The organism is Brevundimonas sp. TWP2-3-4b2 (assembly GCF_049897345.1).
Taxonomy (GTDB): domain Bacteria; phylum Pseudomonadota; class Alphaproteobacteria; order Caulobacterales; family Caulobacteraceae; genus Brevundimonas.
Window position 1 is genome coordinate 251,058 of record NZ_JAFCWB010000001.1, and the last position, 17,222, is coordinate 268,279.

Genomic DNA, 17,222 nt, shown 5'->3' on the forward strand with positions numbered 1-17,222 from the left:
CTTCCCGGACCCGGAATCACCTTCGAAAAGCGCCTGAACAATTTCTCTTGTTGCACTGCAACATCAGGCGTAATTCCGCGTTTGGCGATGGACCGGACTTACCCGAAAACCGCCGGAGAACTGGAAATCGATGAACGGCGAACCTGTGTTCGCCACGTCTTCATCTGCCCCTTCCGACCTCAGCCAAAAATCCTCCGCGTCTTCGCCTGACGGCAAGAGCGCGCGATTCTGGCCGTTGGCCCTCGGGTCCGTAGGCGTGGTCTATGGCGATATCGGCACGTCGCCGCTGTATGCCTTCCGCGAAGCCCTGGGACAGGCCTCCCGTGACGGCGTGACCGCCGCCGGGGCCTTGGGAGTCACCTCCCTCGCGCTCTGGGCGCTGATCCTGGTCGTGACGGTCAAATACATCATCTTCCTCAGCCGCCTGAGCAATCACGGCGAAGGCGGGGTCCTGTCCCTGATGGCGCTGGCCCAGCGGGCGGTGGGCCGGCGCACGGCGCTGATCTTCACCCTCGGCGTGATCGGCGCGGCCCTGTTCTACGGCGACGCCATCATCACCCCGGCCATATCGGTGCTGTCGGCGGTCGAGGGGCTGAAGACCGTCCCCGGCCTCGGCGGCATGATCAGCCCGACCATGGTGTTGATTCTGTCCGGCGTGATCCTGATCGCCCTGTTCGCGGTCCAGTCGCGCGGCACCGCAAAGGTCGCCGCCTGGTTCGGCCCGATCTGCCTGGTCTGGTTCGCGGTCCTGGCGGCGCTCGGCATCAGCCACATCCTGCCCCAGCCCGGCGTGCTGGTAGCCTTCAACCCCCTGTACGGCGTCACCTTCCTGGCCGACCACGGGACGGCAGGCCTGTTCGTCCTGGGCTCGGTCTTCCTGACGGTGACGGGGGCCGAGGCTCTCTATGCCGACATGGGCCATTTCGGGCGCAAGCCCATTGTCGCGGCCTGGCTCTGGCTGGTCCTGCCCTGTCTGGCGCTCAACTATCTGGGCCAGGGCGGCATGGCGCTGCAGGCGGTCGAGCTGGCCCGGGGGGGGCGGGTCGAGAACGCCGACTGGTTCTTCACCATGGCCCCCGAGATCCTGCGCGCGCCGGTCGTCATCCTGGCCACCATGGCCACCGTCATCGCCTCCCAGGCGGTGATCACCGGGGCCTTCTCCCTGACCAGTCAGGCCATGCAGTTGGGCCTTCTGCCGCGCATGAAGATCGCCCGCACCTCCGAGCACGAGGCCGGCCAGATCTACATCGGCCGCGTCAACATCGCGCTGCTGCTGGGCGTCATCATGCTGGTGGCGGTGTTCAAGAGCTCGGCGGGTCTCGCCCACGCCTATGGTCTGGCCGTCACCGGCACCATGGTCGTCACCACGGCGCTCGCCTTCATCGTCGTGCGCGGCAAGTGGAAATGGCCGTTGTGGAAGGCCGCCCTGGTCTTCATTCCGATGATGACCGTCGACCTCGTCTTCCTCGGCGCCAATGCCCTGAAGGTCCTGTCGGGCGGCTTCGTGCCCCTGATGCTGGGCGCAGGCATTTTCGTGGTCATGGCCACCTGGGTCCGCGGAGCCGGGTCGGTCCGGGCCAGGGCCGCCCGCGAGGCCCTGCCGCTCACGGACGTCATCGCCATGCTGTCCCGGCGTCCGCCGGCGCGCGCCGCCGGCACGGCCATCTTCCTGGCCGCCGACAACACCGAGGCCCCGGCGGCGCTGATGCACAATCTCAAGCACAACCACATCCTGCATCAGGTCAATGTGGTGCTCAGCGTGCGCACCGCCGACCGGCCCCGCATCGCCGACGCCGACCGCCTCGCCTTCGAGGATCTCGGCCACGGCTTCTGGAGGGCCACGGCGACCTTTGGCTATATGGAACAGCCCTCGATCCCGCGCATCCTCGGTCTCGCCCGCAAGGGCGGCTTCAAGGTCGAGATGAACACGACCAGCTTCTTCCTCGGCAAGCGCACCGTGGTCCGCTCGGCGAAGTCGCCGCTGCCGCCCTGGCAGGCCCGGCTGTTCATCCTGCTGGTCCGCAACGCCTCGGCCGCCTCCGACGTCTATCGCCTGCCGCCCGGCCGGGTGGTCGAGATGGGCGCACAGGTCAGCGTCTAGACCCGTTGAACCGCATCCCCCGGAGGCGTATGCCTGATCCGTTCTCCGGGGGGTCGCACGCGAAGCGGCTGAGATTGGCGTATCCGCCTGACCCGTCGAACCTGATCCGGGTCATGCCGGCGAAGGGATGGGAATGTCTTTTTCCATCCGTGCACCCCGGCGAAAGCCGGGGTCCAGATGACGGACTCGGTCCCCACCAACCGGGGCGCGGTCCTGGATCCCGGCCTTCGCCGGGATGCACGGTGAGAAAGCGATCTGCGCCCGGAGTCGGCAGACCTCAACGTACAGAGGCCGCCATGAACATCGCCGTCACCCCGCCCGTCACCCCCGAAGAGCCCAATGTCGATCTGGCTCTGAAAGACGCACGCGACGAGGTCATGCGCGAGACCGGCACCATCCCGACCGGCGAGCGCGCCGGGTCGCACAAGGTCTATGCCGCGGGCGAGCTCTACCCCGACATCCGCGTGCCCTTCCGCGAGGTGGCCCTGCACCCCTCGGCCAATGAGCCGCCGCTGACCATCTATGACAGCTCGGGCCCCTATACCGACCCGACCGTGACCATCGACATCAAGCGCGGCCTGCCCCTGGTCAAATCCAGCTGGCAGCTCGACCGCGGCGACATCGCCCCCGTCCTGAACCCGCGCGAGGTCCAGCCGGAAGACAACGGTCACGCCAGCGGCAAGAACCTGGCCCCCCGTTTCGACACCTCGCACCACAAGGTCTTCAAGGGCGTCGAGGGCCGCCCCGTCACCCAGTACGAATACGCCAACGCCGGCATCATCACGCCCGAGATGGAATACGTCGCCATCCGCGAGAACCTGCGCCGCGAGCAGTCCGCCCCCTGCATCCGCGACGGCGAGGATTTCGGCGCCTCCATCCCCGACTTCGTCACGCCCGAGTTCGTGCGTCAGGAGATCGCCCGCGGCCGCGCCATCATCCCGCACAACATCAACCACCCCGAGGTCGAGCCGATGATCATCGGCCGCAACTTCCTGGTGAAGATCAACGCCAACATCGGCAACTCGGCCGTCCTCTCCAGCGTCGATGACGAGGTCGACAAACTGGTCTGGGCCACCCGCTGGGGCGCCGACAACGTCATGGACCTGTCGACCGGCCGCAACATCCACAACATCCGCGACTGGATCATCCGCAACTCATCCGTCCCTATCGGCACCGTGCCGATCTATCAGGCGCTGGAGAAGGTCAACGGCGTCGCCGAGGACCTGACCTGGGAGGTGTTCCGCGACACCCTGATCGAACAGGCCGAACAGGGCGTCGACTATTTCACCATCCACGCCGGCGTCCGCCTGCCCTTCGTGCCGATGACCGCCAAACGCGTCACCGGCATCGTCTCACGCGGCGGCTCCATCATGGCCAAATGGTGCCTGTCGCATCACCGCGAGAGTTTCCTCTACGAGCATTTCGAGGATATCTGCGACATCATGCGGGCCTATGACGTGTCGTTCAGCCTCGGCGACGGCCTGCGCCCCGGCTCCATCGCCGACGCCAATGACGAGGCCCAGTTCGCCGAACTGCGGACCCTCGGTGAGCTGACGAAGATCGCCTGGGCCAAGGGCTGCCAGGTCATGATCGAGGGCCCCGGCCACGTGCCGATGCACAAGATCAAGGCCAATATGGATGAGCAGCTGAAACACTGCCACGAGGCGCCCTTCTATACGCTCGGGCCCCTGACCACCGACATCGCCCCCGGCTATGACCACATTACATCGGCCATCGGCGCGGCCATGATCGGCTGGTTCGGCACGGCCATGCTCTGCTACGTCACGCCCAAGGAGCACCTCGGCCTGCCCGACCGTCAGGACGTCAAGGACGGCGTCATCACCTACAAGATCGCCGCCCACGCCGCCGACCTGGCCAAGGGCCACCCGGCCGCGCGGATGCACGACGACGCCCTGTCCCGCGCCCGGTTCGAGTTCCGCTGGGAAGACCAGTTCAACCTCGGCCTCGACCCCGAAACCGCTCGCAAATACCACGACGCCACCCTGCCGAAAGAGGCCCACAAGACCGCCCATTTCTGCAGCATGTGCGGCCCGAAATTCTGCTCGATGAAGATCAGCCAGGACATCCGCCGGGATGCGCAGGCGCAGAACGACGCGGGGGGTTCGCTGGCGGAGGCGGAGGCCGGAATGGCGGAGATGAGCGCAAAATTCCGGGCCGGGGGCGGGGCCATCGAGGTGAAGGTTTGAGGGCGACTATTTCAACCAGTACGGTTGCCGCCTCTCCTCGGCTAGACATGCGATTGCAGTCGTAGTCGGATGGAACGAAATCGGGGGCAGCAATGGTCGATCAACAGCTGGCGCAGCCAGAAACCTATCAGCCTAACAAGCGCAAGATTGGCCAACTGCTCTCAATGGCGAGCCCTCACCTCGTCGTGCCAGACTGGCAGCGGAGTTACAGCTGGACGAAGCAACATGTTGAGACTTTCTGGAACGACCTAAAGCGTTTTGATGCCAGAAGTCCGGGAAACACCGGCCGAGAGTATTTCTTAGGCTCGATCGTTCTCGTTTCGGGCTATCACAGCCGCAACCTCCTCTTAGATGGTCAACAACGAGTCGCGACATCTGCAATACTTCTGTCTTGCATAAGAGATTATATTCAGGCGTTTAGGGAGAACGCCGCCATCCGCATTCAACAGAGATACTTGGCAGACTATGACGATGCGTCCAACGCATACGTTTATAAACTTACCCTAAATGAATACGATCGCGAGTATTTTAAACGACTGATACTGGAATATAAGGGGCCTGAGTATCAGGCACCAGTCGGGGATTTACCTTCGCATCACCTGATCTTGGAAGCGCGTGAGTTCTTAAAAGGCGCGCTCGACTTGGAATGTGGACAAGGGACACCACAACAGGGCTTTGAGCGAGCTATACGAGTTCAGTCCGTTCTGACTGAGATGGTGAGCGTTATCGAAGTCTCGTCAACTGACGAAGATAGCGCGTCAGATGTGTTTGAAACCCTGAACGATCGCGGCATTGGCCTCTCGACGCCGGACCTGCTCCGGAACTTGGTAATGAGCCGTGCAGGAGCTGCAAACAGACCCACCGTCGTAGATTTATGGCGAGATGTGCTTCAGTTTGATTCGGACAACAAGATAAAGTCGTTTCTCCGGCACTACTGGATTTCACATTATGGAGATGTGAAAACGCAAAGCCTTTATAGAGAGATAAAAGAGTTCATACTAGATAACCACATCGACAGTGTTGTCTTGTCGCGGAGCCTTAGCGACGCTTCCGACGTTTATCGGGAGATCGTTTCTGGTCGGGACGATGATGTGGTCCTACAGGAACTCCTCCGAGATATCCTTATGTTAGGGGCCGGGGCTGCAATACTTTTCCCTTACGTTCTCGCGGTAAAGCAATGTGCGAATGTCGCCCAGCAGGCGGACCTCGTGAGGCTCGCGATTAACTCCTATGTCCGGCACTCCATTATCGCACAGCGCGACAACAGCCGCCTCGAGAACGTTGTCTATGATGCAGCCCGGTCTCTCCGGGATGGAAACGGGGTCGAGCACGTTCGGGAACTGATAAGCGCCGTCATTCCGGATGACGCCGAGGTTAGGGCGTCCTTTGAGAGGCTTTCTGTGACGAACCGCAGCACGCAGCGATACCTGCTTCGGAAGCTAGAGCAGCAAAAACGAGTGACGGAGGAACTCGACATTGCCGTCCCAAGCAGGGTTCATGTCGAGCACATCTATCCCCAAACTCCACCGGATGAACGCCGACTTCCGCAGCACGAGCGATGGGTGAACAGGGTCGGAAACCTCACCCTCCTAAGCGCGCGGATAAATGCCGAACTCAGAAATGCTGACTTTCCCGCAAAGAAGGTTCGATACGAGGCGTCGCAGCTTGAGCTGACGAAAGAACTTCTCGGGTTCGACGAATGGTCCACCGAACTTATCACCAGACGGCAAGCTGAACTGGCTCAGCTGGTTCCGGAAATTTGGCCAGTTTAGCAACGGTGCCGAAATTCCGTCCCTCTCGTTCGACCAAGGGCCTCACCCCTCCCCCGCCATCCCCCGCAACGCCTCCTCGAACACCCCCGCCGGCTGCCCGCCCGAGATCAGCCACTTCCCCTCCACCACCACCGCCGGCACGCCGTTGATCCCGCGCGAGACCCACAGCGCCTCCGCCGCCCGCACCTCGGCGGCATAACGACCATCCCCCAAGACCTCGACCGCCTTGTCCCGGTCCAGCCCCGCCGCCACCGCCGCATCGGCCAGCACAGCGGCGTCGGGCAGGGCCTGGCCGGCGGTGAAATGGGTGCGGAACAGCGCCTCTTTCAGCGCCCTCTGTTCCGCCATCCCCACCGTCCCCGCCCAGTGCAGCAGCCGGTGGGCGTCGAAGGTGTTCCAGATGCGGCTGTCCGGCCCCATCCGCATCTCGAACCCCGGCCAGGCGTCCGCCGCCCGCTCGGTGATCATGGCCCGGTTGGCCGCCGACTGTTCGGGGGTCGAGCCGTATTTGCGGCCCACATGTTCGCCGATGTTTTCGCCCTCGGGCGGCATCTGCGGGTTCAGCTCGAACGGCTGGAAATGAATCTCCGCCGTGATCCCCTCGGCCTTCAGCGTCGCCAGCGCCGCCTCCAGCCCGCCCAGCCCGACCACGCACCAGGGGCAGACGACGTCCGAGACGAAATCGATGTGCAGGGTCTTGGGCATGGGGGGGCTCCTTTACGTCGTACATGGTCCTTCTCCCCTTGCGGGAGAAGGTGCCCCGGAGGGGCGGATGAGGGGTGCCTGCGCCGCTGCCGCCCGTGGATCGCTCATCGCTCGTAGCCCGGCTGAGGAAACAGACCCCTCATCCGGCCCGCTGCGCGGGCCACCTTCTCCCGCAAGGGGAGAAGGAGCGGGGTGCCTGCGCCGCTGCCGCCCGTGGACCGCTCATCGCTCGCAGCCTGCCGCCGGAAACAGACCCCTCATCCGGCCCGCATCGAAATCCTTCTCCCCTTGCGGGAGAAGGTGGCCGAGCGGAGCGAGGTCGGATGAGGGGTACGAGGACGCCTCAACGCCGGATCAGCCGGGCGTGGTGCCGCACGGCCTCGAACAGCAGTGCGGGATGGGTCAGCACGGCTTCGATCGCGAAACGCATCACTGTCCAGCCGTTCGCCGTCAGCCAGGCGTCGCGCGCGGCGTCGCTTTCGGCCCGCAGCGCGTGGATCCCGCCGTCCAGTTCGACGATCAGCCGGATCGAGGGGCAGGCGAAGTCGGCGATGTAGGGCCCGAGGGGAAGTTGCCGCCGGAACTTCAGGCCTTCCAGACGACGGTCCCGGAGGAATTTCCAGAAGACGGCCTCGGGCAACGTCGGATCGCTGCGACCACGACGGGCGTTGGTCCGGGTACGCTCGGAGGGCTTGAGCATGGGGCGAGGCTAGGTCGGAGCCTGCGGGAAGGATAGACGCAGTTGCGACCGCTGGTAGGTGCCCCTTCTCCCCTTGCGGGAGAAGGTGGCCGAGCGGAGCGAGGTCGGATGAGGGGTGAAACACCCATCACTCCGACAAACCGCTGACCTTCCGGCAGTCGGAACGCGGACACAGACCCCTCATCCGGCCCTCCGGGCCACCTTCTCCCGCAAGGGGAGAAGGGATTTTGCTGCACCCCCCCGAACCCCGCCCCGCCCGGCGAATCCCGCCCCCGCACCCCCGCCAGCCTCGCACGCTCCAAACCCCCCGTATGATTCCGCCCGCGCGGACGCACAGGAGGGGAACACCATGGACGAACCGAGGATCATCGCGGCGGGGCGGTGGGAGCAGACCGAGGATGGCGACACCCTCTACATCCCCGACCACATCCGGCCGTCGCGGCCCGATGACGACGGGCCCGACGATCCCCCCTTCGACCTGCCCGAACCAGAGCGCGAGGCCGGCGGCTATGCCATTCGCTCGGACGCGGTCTGGGACGCCGCGCGGCGCGACTATCTGGCCGGCGACGCGGCCCCGGCGGTGTGCGACCGCTATGACCTGAAGCTGGGCACCCTGCGCCATCGCGCCGCCCAGCAGGGCTGGCGGCGGCTGGATGCGCCCGATCCCGAGCCCGTCGACCTCGAGGCCGAGCGCGAGGCGGGCCTGCCCGAAATGTCCGACATGGCCGCGCGGGCGCTGGTGCGGGCCAACCGCGCCATCCTGCGCGGGCGGGCCGCCGAGGCCGCCGCCTGGCTGCGCATCCACCGCACCCTGTCCGCCGCGCCGGTGCCGCCCGCACCCGAGCCCAAGCCCCAGCCCCGGCCCGACCCGATCGCCGCCGTCGGGCGCGAGATGGAGGCCGTCGCCGCCCTCGCCCGCGAAGTCGCCCGCCTCGACCCCGACGACGCCGACGGTGTGGCCGACATCGACGCGCGGCTCACCGCCCTGCAGGCCCGCGCAGCCGCCGGGCGGATTTCAGACGATTCAGACGATTCAGACCCCGTTTTCGTCCCGCCGGAGTCTGAAATCGACCCGCCGGTGCCCGAGCCCTCCGCCCCGCCTTGATGACGCCGTCACCCCGCCGCGCGTCGTTCGGCGCGATCGGCGGCGAGGGGCTGTTCATCCGCGCTTCGTGAACGGACACCGACGTCCATTCACGAACGGCACCCGGTCAAACCTGCAATCCGGCTCGCGTCGCCGCCGGGGCCGCCGCACCTTGGGTCCATCGCAACGGCCCGGTCGTCGGGCCCCACAGACCAAGGACTGCGCCATGATCCGCCTCGCCACCGCCGCCGCCGCCGCTGCCCTGCTCCTGACCGCCGCCGCCCCCGCCCTCGCCCAATCCGCCGACACCTCAAAGGTCGTCCTGACCTTCGAGACCGGGGCCGCGACCGGATCGGTCATGGTGGCCCTGTTCGGGTCCGAAGCCGCGTACAATGGCGGGGCCCCCGTCGCCCAGGCCGCCGTCTCCGCCTCGGGGGCGGTCGTCGCCCGGTTCGAAAACCTGCCCGCCGGCGACTATGCGATGCGGGCCTTCCACGACGTCAACGGCAACGGGCAGATGGACACCAACCCCTTCGGCATGCCGACCGAGCCCTATGCCTTCTCCAACAACGCCCGCGGCAATATGGGCCCGGCCTCCTAAGAGCGCGCCCGCTTCGCCGTCTCCGGCGAAACCGCCCAGACGATCAGCATCAAGTAGTCGGCCTGTCGCTCGCCGCGCCGTAACCCCATCAGGAGACATCCCATGCTCACGTCCCGCCGCAACTTCCTCATGGGGGCCGCCGCCCTCTCGGCCGCCGTCGTCACCCCGGAAACCGTCCGCGCCATGGCCGCGATGCAGGTGTCCGCCGACTGGGCCCTGGCCACCGCCGACCTCGAGGCCGACGTCGCGCCCCGGGCCATGCGGCTGGTGCACGGCCGCGCACCCGCCGGCCTTACCGGAACCCTGTTCCGCAACGGCCCCGGCAAATTCCGGCGGCCCGGCGGCTCGGCCACCCACTGGTTTGACGGCGACGGCCTGATGCGCGCCTTCCGCGTCAACGACGGCCAGGTCACGCTCGACGCCCGCTTCGCCGACACCCCCAAGCGGCGCTGGGAGACCGAGATCGGCGCCGTCGTCACCCCCGGCTTCGGCACCCCCGGCGACGCCCGCGCCCGTGTCGGCTCCAATGACGACGCCAATGCCGCCAACACCGCCGTCATGACCGCCGGCAACGAGGTCTGGGCCCTGTGGGAAGGCGGCGCGCCCATGGCCCTGTCGGCCTCGGACCTGTCGACCCAACGCTTCGTCACCCTGCGCGACGACCTCAAGGGCATGCCCTTCCAGGCCCACCCCCGCTACGACCCCGACGGCACGGTCTGGAACATCGGCCTGAACGGCGACAAGGCCGTCGTCTGGCATCTGAACGCCGACCGCAGCCTGAAGGCGGCCGACGTCATCGACCTGCCGCGCGCCAGCTATATGCATGACTTCACCGCCACGGCCCGGCACCTGATCCTGGTGCTCCAGCCCTGGGTCTTTGACCACCGCGGCATGCCCTATGCCTCGCAATTCGCCTGGAGGCCCGAGCTGGGCACCCAGGTCCTGGTCATCGACAAGGCCGACCTGTCGCGCCGCCGGATCTATGAGCTGCCGACCTTCAGCTATTTCCACCTCGGCGATGCCTGGGAGGACGCCTCGGGCACGATCCGTTTCGACGTCGCCGCCGCCAGGGACGTGACCTTCGCCATGGACGGGGCCCGGGTTCTGGTCGAACAGCGCGGCGTCGTGCCCGGCGAACATGCGGTGCTGAAACTGGTCACCCTGCACACCGACGGCCGCGCCGAACTGGCGTCGTCGGGCATCACCGCCGAGTTTCCCAAGAGCGACCCCCGCCGCGCCGGCCTGCCGCGCCGCCTGACCGTCCATGTCGCGGGCGAGCGCCCCGATCGCCCCCTGCCCACCGGCCTGGCGACCTGGGACTGGGACAGCGGCCGGTCCGACCGCTTCCTGTTCGGCGACAGCCAGATCATGGAAGAGGCGGTGTTCGTGCCGAACGGCCCGGACGAGGCCGACGCCTGGCTGATCGCCCCCTCGATCAACCTGGCCGAGGGCGTCACCGAGCTCCACGCCTTCAACGCCGCCCGCGTCTCCGACGGCCCCGTCGCCAGCTGGCGCGCCGACATCGCCCTGCCCGCCGGCTTCCACGGGGTGTGGGCGGGATGATCATGGCCTCAAGCAGCGCGAAGCGCGGTAGGCCAAAACAAAATGGCGTCAGTACCAGCCAGCCTCGCGCAGGGCCTTGGCGAAGCGGCGGCTCACCGGCGCCGCCAGCCCGCCCTCCAGCGTCAGGGTCGCCCGCCCGTCGCCCCGGGTCACGCCGCGCACGGCGTCTTTCGCCACCCACCAGCTGCGGTGGGTCTGCGCCCCTTCCAGCCCCTCCAGCTCGGTCAGGGCGTCGGACAGCCGCATCAGCACCAGGTCCGAGCCCCGGTCGGTATGGATGCGCAGATAATGGTCCTCGGACTGGACCGCCCGGATCGCGGCACCCCTCAGCTTCAGCGGCAGCCGGTCCGGAAACCGGGCCGGAGCCGAGCCGGCGGGTGCCGCATGGGTCTGGACCGGCTGGGCCCTGGCGACGAAGACATTGATGGCGCTCATCACCGCCGTGATCGTCAGAACGGGGCCGACCATCAGCGGCAGGGTCCGCAGGGGATAGGGCTGACCCTCGAACACCACCCCCGTGACGAACCACACCAGCAGCGAGACCGGACCGGTGATGGCGGCGGTCAGGGCCAGGACCGCCAGCCAGGGCCGCTCGTCCATGTCGATCCAGCGGTCGACCAGCCGCGAGCAGACATGACCCCATGCCCCGCCCGCCAGCATCACCGGCACCCAGTAGGCCAGTCGCAGCCACAGCGGCGCATTGCTGGTGCTGAACGCCCCCAGCACGGCCAGCACCACGCCCGCGATACCGGCGATGCCGAGGCCGCGCAGCAGACCCAGGTTCGCCGGGCGGATCGCTCGCGCGGGCTGGAAGACGGTCGGCGCGGTCATGGCTGGACGGACGTCTCCGGGAGGTGTTTGTCGGGCAGGGATCCTGACCACGAAAAGGCGTTTCGATGAAGTTGGCAATCGCAGCTGTGACGATCGCGCTGGGGTTCGCCCCGGCGGCAAGTGCCGCAGACCTCACCCTGGCCCTGTCGACCCGCGGGGCGGGCGGGACGATCGCCGTCGCCGTCTATCGCGACGCCGAGGCCTTCCGGCGTGGCGAGTCACCCGTCGCGACCCGGGTCGTTCCCCGCAGCGGAGCCGTGACCTCGGTGACGATTCCGGGACTGGCTCCCGGCCGCTATGCCGTGGCGGCGTTTCACGACACGGACGGCAACGGCGCGCTGACGCTCTGGCCCATCGGCCTCCCGCGCGAGGCCTACGGGTTTTCCAACGACGCGCGCGGCCGGTTCGGCCCGCCCCCCTTCGCCGCCGCCGCGTTCGATCTTCCCTCCACGGGCGCACGAAAGGCCTTCACCCTGAGATAGGCGTCCATTGGCGAAGCGGAGCTGACCGCTGGCGAAGCGGCACTGGACCGGCACCGGGTCCGGGCCAGAATGGTCAGGCTTCCAACGGAGACGCACCATGAGCCATGTCCTTCCCGCCCTGAGCCCGTTTCGCCGGCTGACGACCTTCGCGCCGCCCGTCATCGGTGCCGCCGTGCTGGCCTGGTTTCTGTTCGTCGCCGCTCCGGGTCAGGGCCTGCCGCTCCGCCCGCACGCCCCGGACTGGGCGTTGCTCGCCGCACAGGCCCCGGTGCTGCAGGTGCATATCGCGGCAGCGACCGTGGCGCTGGTGATCGGCGTGCTTCTGCTGGCGGGGATCAAGGGGAACATCCTGCACCGGACCCTCGGCTGGACCTGGGCCCTGGCCATGGCAACCGTAGCGATCAGCTCGGTCTTCATCCGCAACATCAATGACGGGTCATTCTCGTGGATCCACCTGTTCACCGGCTGGACCATCATCATCCTGCCAATGGCGCTCTATGCGGCGCGGACCCACAATATCGCGGCGCACCGCGGCCGGATGACGGGCCTGTTCGTCGGGGCCCTGCTGATCGCGGGCATGTTCACCTTCTTCCCGGGCCGCCTCATGTGGCGGGTGTTCCTCGGCTAGGCTCGATCCCGGGGCGGACCGTCACACACCGCCCGGAATCCCGCCGCGGCGAACCGCACGATGTAGTCACAGGCGCTCTCCAGATCGCCCGACCGGCACAGGCCGTTGGACAGGCGATCGAGCCTGCCCGTCTCGCCCAGCGTCAGCGTCAAAGCGCCGGAGAGGTTGTGGTAGGCCCAGTACAGGTCGACATCGCGCGCCTGCGGCAGGATCAGCTTGATCAGCTCGATCAGCCGGCGGATGGCCGGGTCGTAGTAGCGGGCCATGGTCTCGCCGCCGAAGGTCGGGTTGGCGTTGGTCTGGGCCACGAGCGCCGAGTAATGCTTCCAGCCGGGCCCGCCTTTCAGCGACCACTGGAACGGCGGGCGCAGAAAGGCCTCGAACAGCCCCTCCAGGGTCATGCCGCCCGGCTCTGCGTCGCGGGCGTAGCGGTTGATGGCGTCGACCCGCTCGTTGTTCCAGACCTCGGCGCGGCGCAGGAAGACCGCGTCGAACAGGCCCCGCTTGGCACCGAAATAATAGTGCACCAGAGCCGTGTCGACGCCGGCCTCGCGCGCCACCTCGCGAATGGTGACACCATAAAAGCCATGCTTGGAAAAAAGGTCCTCCGCCGCGTCGAGGATCAGGTCGCGCGTATCGGCCAGGCCTTCGGCCTTGGCTTTCGGAGGGCGGCCGCGTTTGGCGGCCGGAGCGTCGAGCTTGGTCATGGCTGCAAAGCTAGGCCGCATTCGCCCCCCTGTGCAACGGCGCCACAGGTCGGACGGGTGCTGACAGTGGACAAGCTGCGCCGTTTGACAGCCCGCTGAAAACGGCTAGGTTCACGAAAATCATTGAACGCTGAATAAATGCGTCTCGGGCTGGAAACCATTGGATCGGGGATACTCATGAATCGCTACGTAAAGACCGCCTTGCTGGCCGGAGCCGCCTGGAGCGCGCTGTCGACCTTCGCCATGGCCCAGGACGCCGTACCGCAGGAGGGGGCGACCTCTGTCGACGACGTCGTCGTCACCGCCCGCCGGCGCGATGAACTTCTGAAGGACGTGCCGATCTCGGTCTCGGCCCTCGGCGCGGAGCGGCTGGAGCAGACCGGGGCCTCCGACATCACGGCCCTGCAGCAGCAGACGCCCAACGCGACGGTGCAGATCGCTCGCGGTTCGAACTCGACGCTGATCTCCTTTATCCGCGGCGTCGGCCAGCAGGACCCTCTGTGGGGCTTCGAGCCCGGCGTGGGCCTCTATGTCGATGACGTCTATGTCGCCCGCCCTCAGGGCGCTGTGCTCGACATCTACGACGTCCAGCGCATCGAAGTGCTGCGCGGTCCGCAAGGGTCGCTTTACGGCCGCAACACGGTTGGTGGTGCAATCAAATATGTCACCAACACCCTGTCGACCGATCCGGAACTGACCCTGCGTGGTGCCTACGGCAGCTACAACCAGATCGATCTGATGGCTGTGGGCAGCATCCCGCTGGCTGACAATTTCCGCGTCGGCGGTGCCATCGCCTCATATCAGCGCGACGGCTACGGAACCAACCTCACCACCGGTGCCGAACACTATAACAAGGACGTGCTGGCCGGCCGTATCAGCGCCGAATGGGAGCCGCGCGAGGAGATGTCGATCCGCCTGGCCTATGACCGGGTGCAGGACGATTCCAACCCCCGCCACGGCCACCGTCTGGTCGCCGGTGCCACTGCGGCCGGAGCAGTCCTGCCCAACGCCTTTGACACCCGGGCCGGCCTCGGCGACGTCAACTCCGTGGAGAGCCAGGGCGCTTCGGCGACCGTGCAGATCGACCTGAACGACAACTGGACCTTCAAGTCGATCACGGCCTGGCGCGATGGCGAAACCACCACCGTGATCGACTTCGACAACACCCCGTCTGCGACGCTGGACATCCCGGGCTTCTATGCCGATGACCAGCTGACTCAGGAGTTCCAGTTCCTGTTCGACTACGACCGGATCCAGGGCGTGGCCGGCTTCTTCTACCTCGACGGTCATGCGGAAGGTGCCTTCGACACCGTCCTCGCCGGAGCGGGGATCGTGATCGGCACCAACGGCCAGGTGAACACCGAGAGCTGGGCCGGCTTCGCCGACGTCAACCTCGACCTGACCGATCGCCTGCACCTTGGTCTTGGCGTCCGCTATACGCTGGACGACAAGCGGGGGACGGTGTTCCGCGCCAACTATCTCGGCGCTACCCGTAGCCCGCTGCTGGGCGGCACGGTGCGTGCGCCGCTGCTGGTCCGGTCCAACTACACCAACACCAAGGATTTCAGTCAGTTCACTCCGCGCATCGCCCTGTCCTTTGACCTGACGGACGACGTCACGACCTACGCCTCGTATTCACAGGGCTTCAAGTCGGGCGGCTTCGACATGCGGGGTGACGTGATCCTGACGCCGAACACCGTCAATGGCTATAATCCGGAAACGGTGGACTCGTATGAGATCGGCCTCAAGGGTGCGCTCGATCGCCTGACGTTCGCCACCTCGATCTTCTACAACGAATACCAGGACCAGCAGGTCACCACCCAGGTGCCGTCCGGTGCCAGTATCGCCAGCTTCGTCGATAACGTCGGCTCCTCGACCTTCTATGGTGCCGAGTTCGAAGGCCGGCTGCGCGTGCTCGACAATCTGTTCGCCAACTTCGCCGTCGGCTATCTGCACTCAGATTTTGAACAGTTCCTGCGCTACAACCTGACCACCATGGTATTCGAGGACATCTCCAGTCAGGTGGTGCTGCAGAACGCCCCGGAGTGGACCGGCTATCTCGGCGTCACCTGGATCGGCAACGTCGCCGGCGGTAGCCTGGCGGTGACCCCGTCGGTCAGCTATCGCGGCGACTCCAGCATGTTCGAGTTCCCCAACCCGATCCTCGATCAGCAGGCCTACAGCCTGGTCGATCTCTCGATCGTCTGGACCGACCCGAGCGACCGCTACACCCTGGGCCTCTACGGCAAGAACCTGACCGACGAGGAGTACCGCGTCGGCGGCTACAACTTCCCGGGCGCGCTCTTCGACAACTCGATCATCGGCTACTACGGCCCGCCGCAGACGGTCACCGCCTCGCTGCAGGTCAAGTTCTGATCCGGCGGGGAAGAGACTCCTGACGCCTGATCACGACTGATCACGGGCGGCGGTTCACCTGAGCCGCCGCCCTTTTTCTTTGGCGCTGCCGAAAAGCAACGCTACCGTTTCGTCACACAAGAAAATCAGGACGAGGGAAACGCCATGAGCATGACGGACCAGGGCATCGGCCCCGCCGCCAACCCACGCTATCGCGCCTATGTGCTGGCTCTGCTGATGGTGGTCTACACCTTCAACTTCATCGACCGGCAGATCCTCGCCATCCTGGCCCCCTACATCCAGAAGGAAATGGGGTTCGACGACAGCCAGATGGGGCTGCTGGGTGGCCCCGCCTTCGCCGTCGTCTATTCCACCCTGGCGCTGCCGATCGCCTGGCTGGCCGACCGCATGAGCCGGGTCTCGATCATCGGCGTGTCGCTGGCGTTGTGGAGCGCCTTTACCGCCGTGTGCGGCCTGACCATGAGCTTCTGGCCGCTGTTTGGTGCCCGCATGGGCGTCGGCGTGGGCGAGGCGGGCGGGGTGGCCCCGTCCTATTCGCTGGTCTCGGACTATTTCCCCAAGGCGCAGCGCGCCCGGGCTCTGGCCGTCTATTCGTTCGGCGTGCCGATCGGGACAGCGCTGGGCTATCTGTTCGGCGGCATACTGGCGGCCCTAATCGACTGGCGCATGGCCTTCATCGTCGTCGGACTGGCCGGGCTGATGCTCGCCCCCCTGCTGAAATTCACCGTCAAGGATCCGGTCCGGGGCGGCTTCGACCGCGCCGAGCCCGTCGCCGGTGCCCCGGAAGTGACGCATGTGCCGACCAAGGCCGCCGGGTTCGGCGAGGTCTGGGCCGTGCTGCTGAAGAAGCCCAGCTTCTGGTTCCTGGCCTTCGGTGCCGCCTGTTCCTCCGTCTATGGCTATGGCTCGGCCTTCTGGCTGCCCAGCTTCTTCGAGCGCTCGATGGGCATGGCGGGGGTCGAACGCGCGGTCTATATCGCCGGTATCGCCTTCATCGGCGGCACCGCCGGCATCTGGTTCGGCGGCTGGCTGGCGGACAAGCTCGGCAAGGGCACGAGCAAGGCCTGGTATCCGCTGGTCCCCGCGATCGGCTTCATCATCGCCGTGCCCTTGTTCTTCCTGGCCATGAACGTCCAGGACAAATGGCTGGCCTTCGCCCTGTTCCTCGTTCCTCAGGCGCTCAGCCTGGCCTGGCTGGGGCCGGTCATCACCTCTGTGCAGCATCTGGTGCCGGCACACATGCGTTCGACCGCCTCGGCCAGCTTCCTGCTGATCAACAATCTGGTCGGCATCGGCCTGGGTATTTATCTGCTGGGAGCGGTGTCCAAGGCGCTGACGCCGATCTTCGCCGAGGAGGCGTTGCGCTATTCCCTGTACGTTGGACAGTGGTTCTACGGCCTGGCGGCGATCCTGCTGATCATCGCCGCGCGCAGCCTGAAACGGGACTGGGTGGATTGATCGGGGC

Annotated in this window: 14 protein-coding genes and 1 riboswitch; of the genes, 10 read left to right on the top strand and 4 right to left on the bottom strand. The window is 66.4% G+C overall.

The genetic code is table 11. From position 1 onward, the window contains the following. The first annotated feature begins 235 nt into the window (after positions 1-235). From ACP7AS_RS01170 to ACP7AS_RS01180, 3 genes are all read left to right on the top strand, one after another. The gene (locus ACP7AS_RS01170) at positions 236-2,101 is read left to right on the top strand and encodes a potassium transporter Kup (protein ID WP_426026996.1); all 1,866 of its coding nucleotides are present in this window, start codon (positions 236-238) and stop codon (positions 2,099-2,101) included. 36 nt (positions 2,102-2,137) lie between these two features. After that, positions 2,138-2,247, top strand: a riboswitch (TPP riboswitch). 231 nt (positions 2,248-2,478) lie between these two features. Next, positions 2,479-4,308: a phosphomethylpyrimidine synthase ThiC gene (thiC, locus tag ACP7AS_RS01175; protein ID WP_426027488.1), complete on the top strand. Its 1,830-nt coding sequence runs from the start codon at positions 2,479-2,481 to the stop codon at positions 4,306-4,308. 92 nt (positions 4,309-4,400) lie between these two features. Further along, complete coding sequence (locus ACP7AS_RS01180) at positions 4,401-6,080, top strand: DUF262 domain-containing protein (protein ID WP_426026997.1); 1,680 nt, start codon at positions 4,401-4,403, stop codon at positions 6,078-6,080. 42 nt (positions 6,081-6,122) lie between these two features. On the opposite strand, the gene ACP7AS_RS01185 is transcribed toward ACP7AS_RS01180, so the two are convergent. Next, a complete protein-coding gene (locus ACP7AS_RS01185; RefSeq protein WP_426026998.1) occupies positions 6,123-6,785 on the bottom strand; it encodes a DsbA family oxidoreductase in 663 nt (220 codons plus the stop codon). Positions 6,786-7,128: 343 nt separating this feature from the next. Continuing rightward, on the bottom strand, positions 7,129-7,485 hold the full coding sequence (locus tag ACP7AS_RS01190; protein ID WP_426026999.1) for an endonuclease domain-containing protein: 357 nt from the start codon (positions 7,483-7,485) through the stop codon (positions 7,129-7,131). A 349-nt stretch (positions 7,486-7,834) separates the two neighbouring features. Between ACP7AS_RS01190 and ACP7AS_RS01195 the strand changes: the two genes are divergently transcribed. From ACP7AS_RS01195 to ACP7AS_RS01205, 3 genes are all read left to right on the top strand, one after another. Next, positions 7,835-8,590: a hypothetical protein gene (locus ACP7AS_RS01195; RefSeq protein WP_426027000.1), complete on the top strand. Its 756-nt coding sequence runs from the start codon at positions 7,835-7,837 to the stop codon at positions 8,588-8,590. A gap of 205 nt (positions 8,591-8,795) precedes the next feature. After that, the gene (locus ACP7AS_RS01200) at positions 8,796-9,170 is read left to right on the top strand and encodes a DUF2141 domain-containing protein (protein WP_426027001.1); all 375 of its coding nucleotides are present in this window, start codon (positions 8,796-8,798) and stop codon (positions 9,168-9,170) included. A 102-nt stretch (positions 9,171-9,272) separates the two neighbouring features. Next, positions 9,273-10,733 carry a carotenoid oxygenase family protein gene (locus tag ACP7AS_RS01205; protein WP_426027002.1) on the top strand — a complete coding sequence of 487 codons (1,461 nt, stop codon included), beginning with the start codon at positions 9,273-9,275 and terminating at the stop codon, positions 10,731-10,733. A 48-nt stretch (positions 10,734-10,781) separates the two neighbouring features. Here ACP7AS_RS01205 and ACP7AS_RS01210 read toward each other — a convergent pair whose 3' ends face one another. Beyond that, on the bottom strand, positions 10,782-11,564 hold the full coding sequence (locus tag ACP7AS_RS01210; protein WP_426027003.1) for a LytTR family DNA-binding domain-containing protein: 783 nt from the start codon (positions 11,562-11,564) through the stop codon (positions 10,782-10,784). Positions 11,565-11,629: 65 nt separating this feature from the next. On the opposite strand from ACP7AS_RS01210, the gene ACP7AS_RS01215 reads away from it, so the two are divergent. Together ACP7AS_RS01215 and ACP7AS_RS01220 are read left to right on the top strand one after the other, a co-directional pair. Continuing rightward, positions 11,630-12,046: a DUF2141 domain-containing protein gene (locus tag ACP7AS_RS01215; protein WP_426027004.1), complete on the top strand. Its 417-nt coding sequence runs from the start codon at positions 11,630-11,632 to the stop codon at positions 12,044-12,046. 97 nt (positions 12,047-12,143) lie between these two features. Continuing rightward, on the top strand, positions 12,144-12,674 hold the full coding sequence (locus ACP7AS_RS01220; RefSeq protein WP_426027005.1) for a DUF2306 domain-containing protein: 531 nt from the start codon (positions 12,144-12,146) through the stop codon (positions 12,672-12,674). Here ACP7AS_RS01220 and ACP7AS_RS01225 read toward each other — a convergent pair. Further along, positions 12,671-13,381, bottom strand: coding sequence for a TetR/AcrR family transcriptional regulator (locus ACP7AS_RS01225; RefSeq protein ID WP_426027006.1), 711 nt, complete (start codon positions 13,379-13,381; stop codon positions 12,671-12,673). The genes ACP7AS_RS01220 and ACP7AS_RS01225 overlap by 4 nt on opposite strands. Positions 13,382-13,558: 177 nt before the next feature. Between ACP7AS_RS01225 and ACP7AS_RS01230 the strand changes: the two genes are divergently transcribed. Continuing rightward, positions 13,559-15,757, top strand: coding sequence for a TonB-dependent receptor (locus tag ACP7AS_RS01230; RefSeq protein ID WP_426027007.1), 2,199 nt, complete (start codon positions 13,559-13,561; stop codon positions 15,755-15,757). A gap of 144 nt (positions 15,758-15,901) precedes the next feature. Beyond that, positions 15,902-17,215 (top strand): spinster family MFS transporter, encoded by a 1,314-nt coding sequence (locus ACP7AS_RS01235; RefSeq protein ID WP_426027008.1) that lies wholly within the window; start codon positions 15,902-15,904, stop codon positions 17,213-17,215. Positions 17,216-17,222 lie beyond the last annotated feature (7 nt).

Excerpts from the sequence above, each read along its gene's own strand:
- thiC (WP_426027488.1), top strand. The coding sequence starts at position 2,479 with ATGCGCGAGACCGGCACCATCCCGACCGGCGAGCGCGCCGGGTCGCAC.
- ACP7AS_RS01180 (WP_426026997.1), top strand. The coding sequence starts at position 4,401 with ATGGTCGATCAACAGCTGGCGCAGCCAGAAACCTATCAGCCTAACAAG.
- ACP7AS_RS01185 (WP_426026998.1), bottom strand. The coding sequence starts at position 6,785 with ATGCCCAAGACCCTGCACATCGATTTCGTCTCGGACGTCGTCTGCCCC.
- ACP7AS_RS01190 (WP_426026999.1), bottom strand. The coding sequence starts at position 7,485 with ATGCTCAAGCCCTCCGAGCGTACCCGGACCAACGCCCGTCGTGGTCGC.
- ACP7AS_RS01195 (WP_426027000.1), top strand. The coding sequence starts at position 7,835 with ATGGACGAACCGAGGATCATCGCGGCGGGGCGGTGGGAGCAGACCGAG.
- ACP7AS_RS01200 (WP_426027001.1), top strand. The coding sequence starts at position 8,796 with ATGATCCGCCTCGCCACCGCCGCCGCCGCCGCTGCCCTGCTCCTGACC.
- ACP7AS_RS01205 (WP_426027002.1), top strand. The coding sequence starts at position 9,273 with ATGCTCACGTCCCGCCGCAACTTCCTCATGGGGGCCGCCGCCCTCTCG.
- ACP7AS_RS01210 (WP_426027003.1), bottom strand. The coding sequence starts at position 11,564 with ATGACCGCGCCGACCGTCTTCCAGCCCGCGCGAGCGATCCGCCCGGCG.
- ACP7AS_RS01215 (WP_426027004.1), top strand. The coding sequence starts at position 11,630 with ATGAAGTTGGCAATCGCAGCTGTGACGATCGCGCTGGGGTTCGCCCCG.
- ACP7AS_RS01220 (WP_426027005.1), top strand. The coding sequence starts at position 12,144 with ATGAGCCATGTCCTTCCCGCCCTGAGCCCGTTTCGCCGGCTGACGACC.
- ACP7AS_RS01225 (WP_426027006.1), bottom strand. The coding sequence starts at position 13,381 with ATGACCAAGCTCGACGCTCCGGCCGCCAAACGCGGCCGCCCTCCGAAA.
- ACP7AS_RS01230 (WP_426027007.1), top strand. The coding sequence starts at position 13,559 with ATGAATCGCTACGTAAAGACCGCCTTGCTGGCCGGAGCCGCCTGGAGC.
- ACP7AS_RS01235 (WP_426027008.1), top strand. The coding sequence starts at position 15,902 with ATGAGCATGACGGACCAGGGCATCGGCCCCGCCGCCAACCCACGCTAT.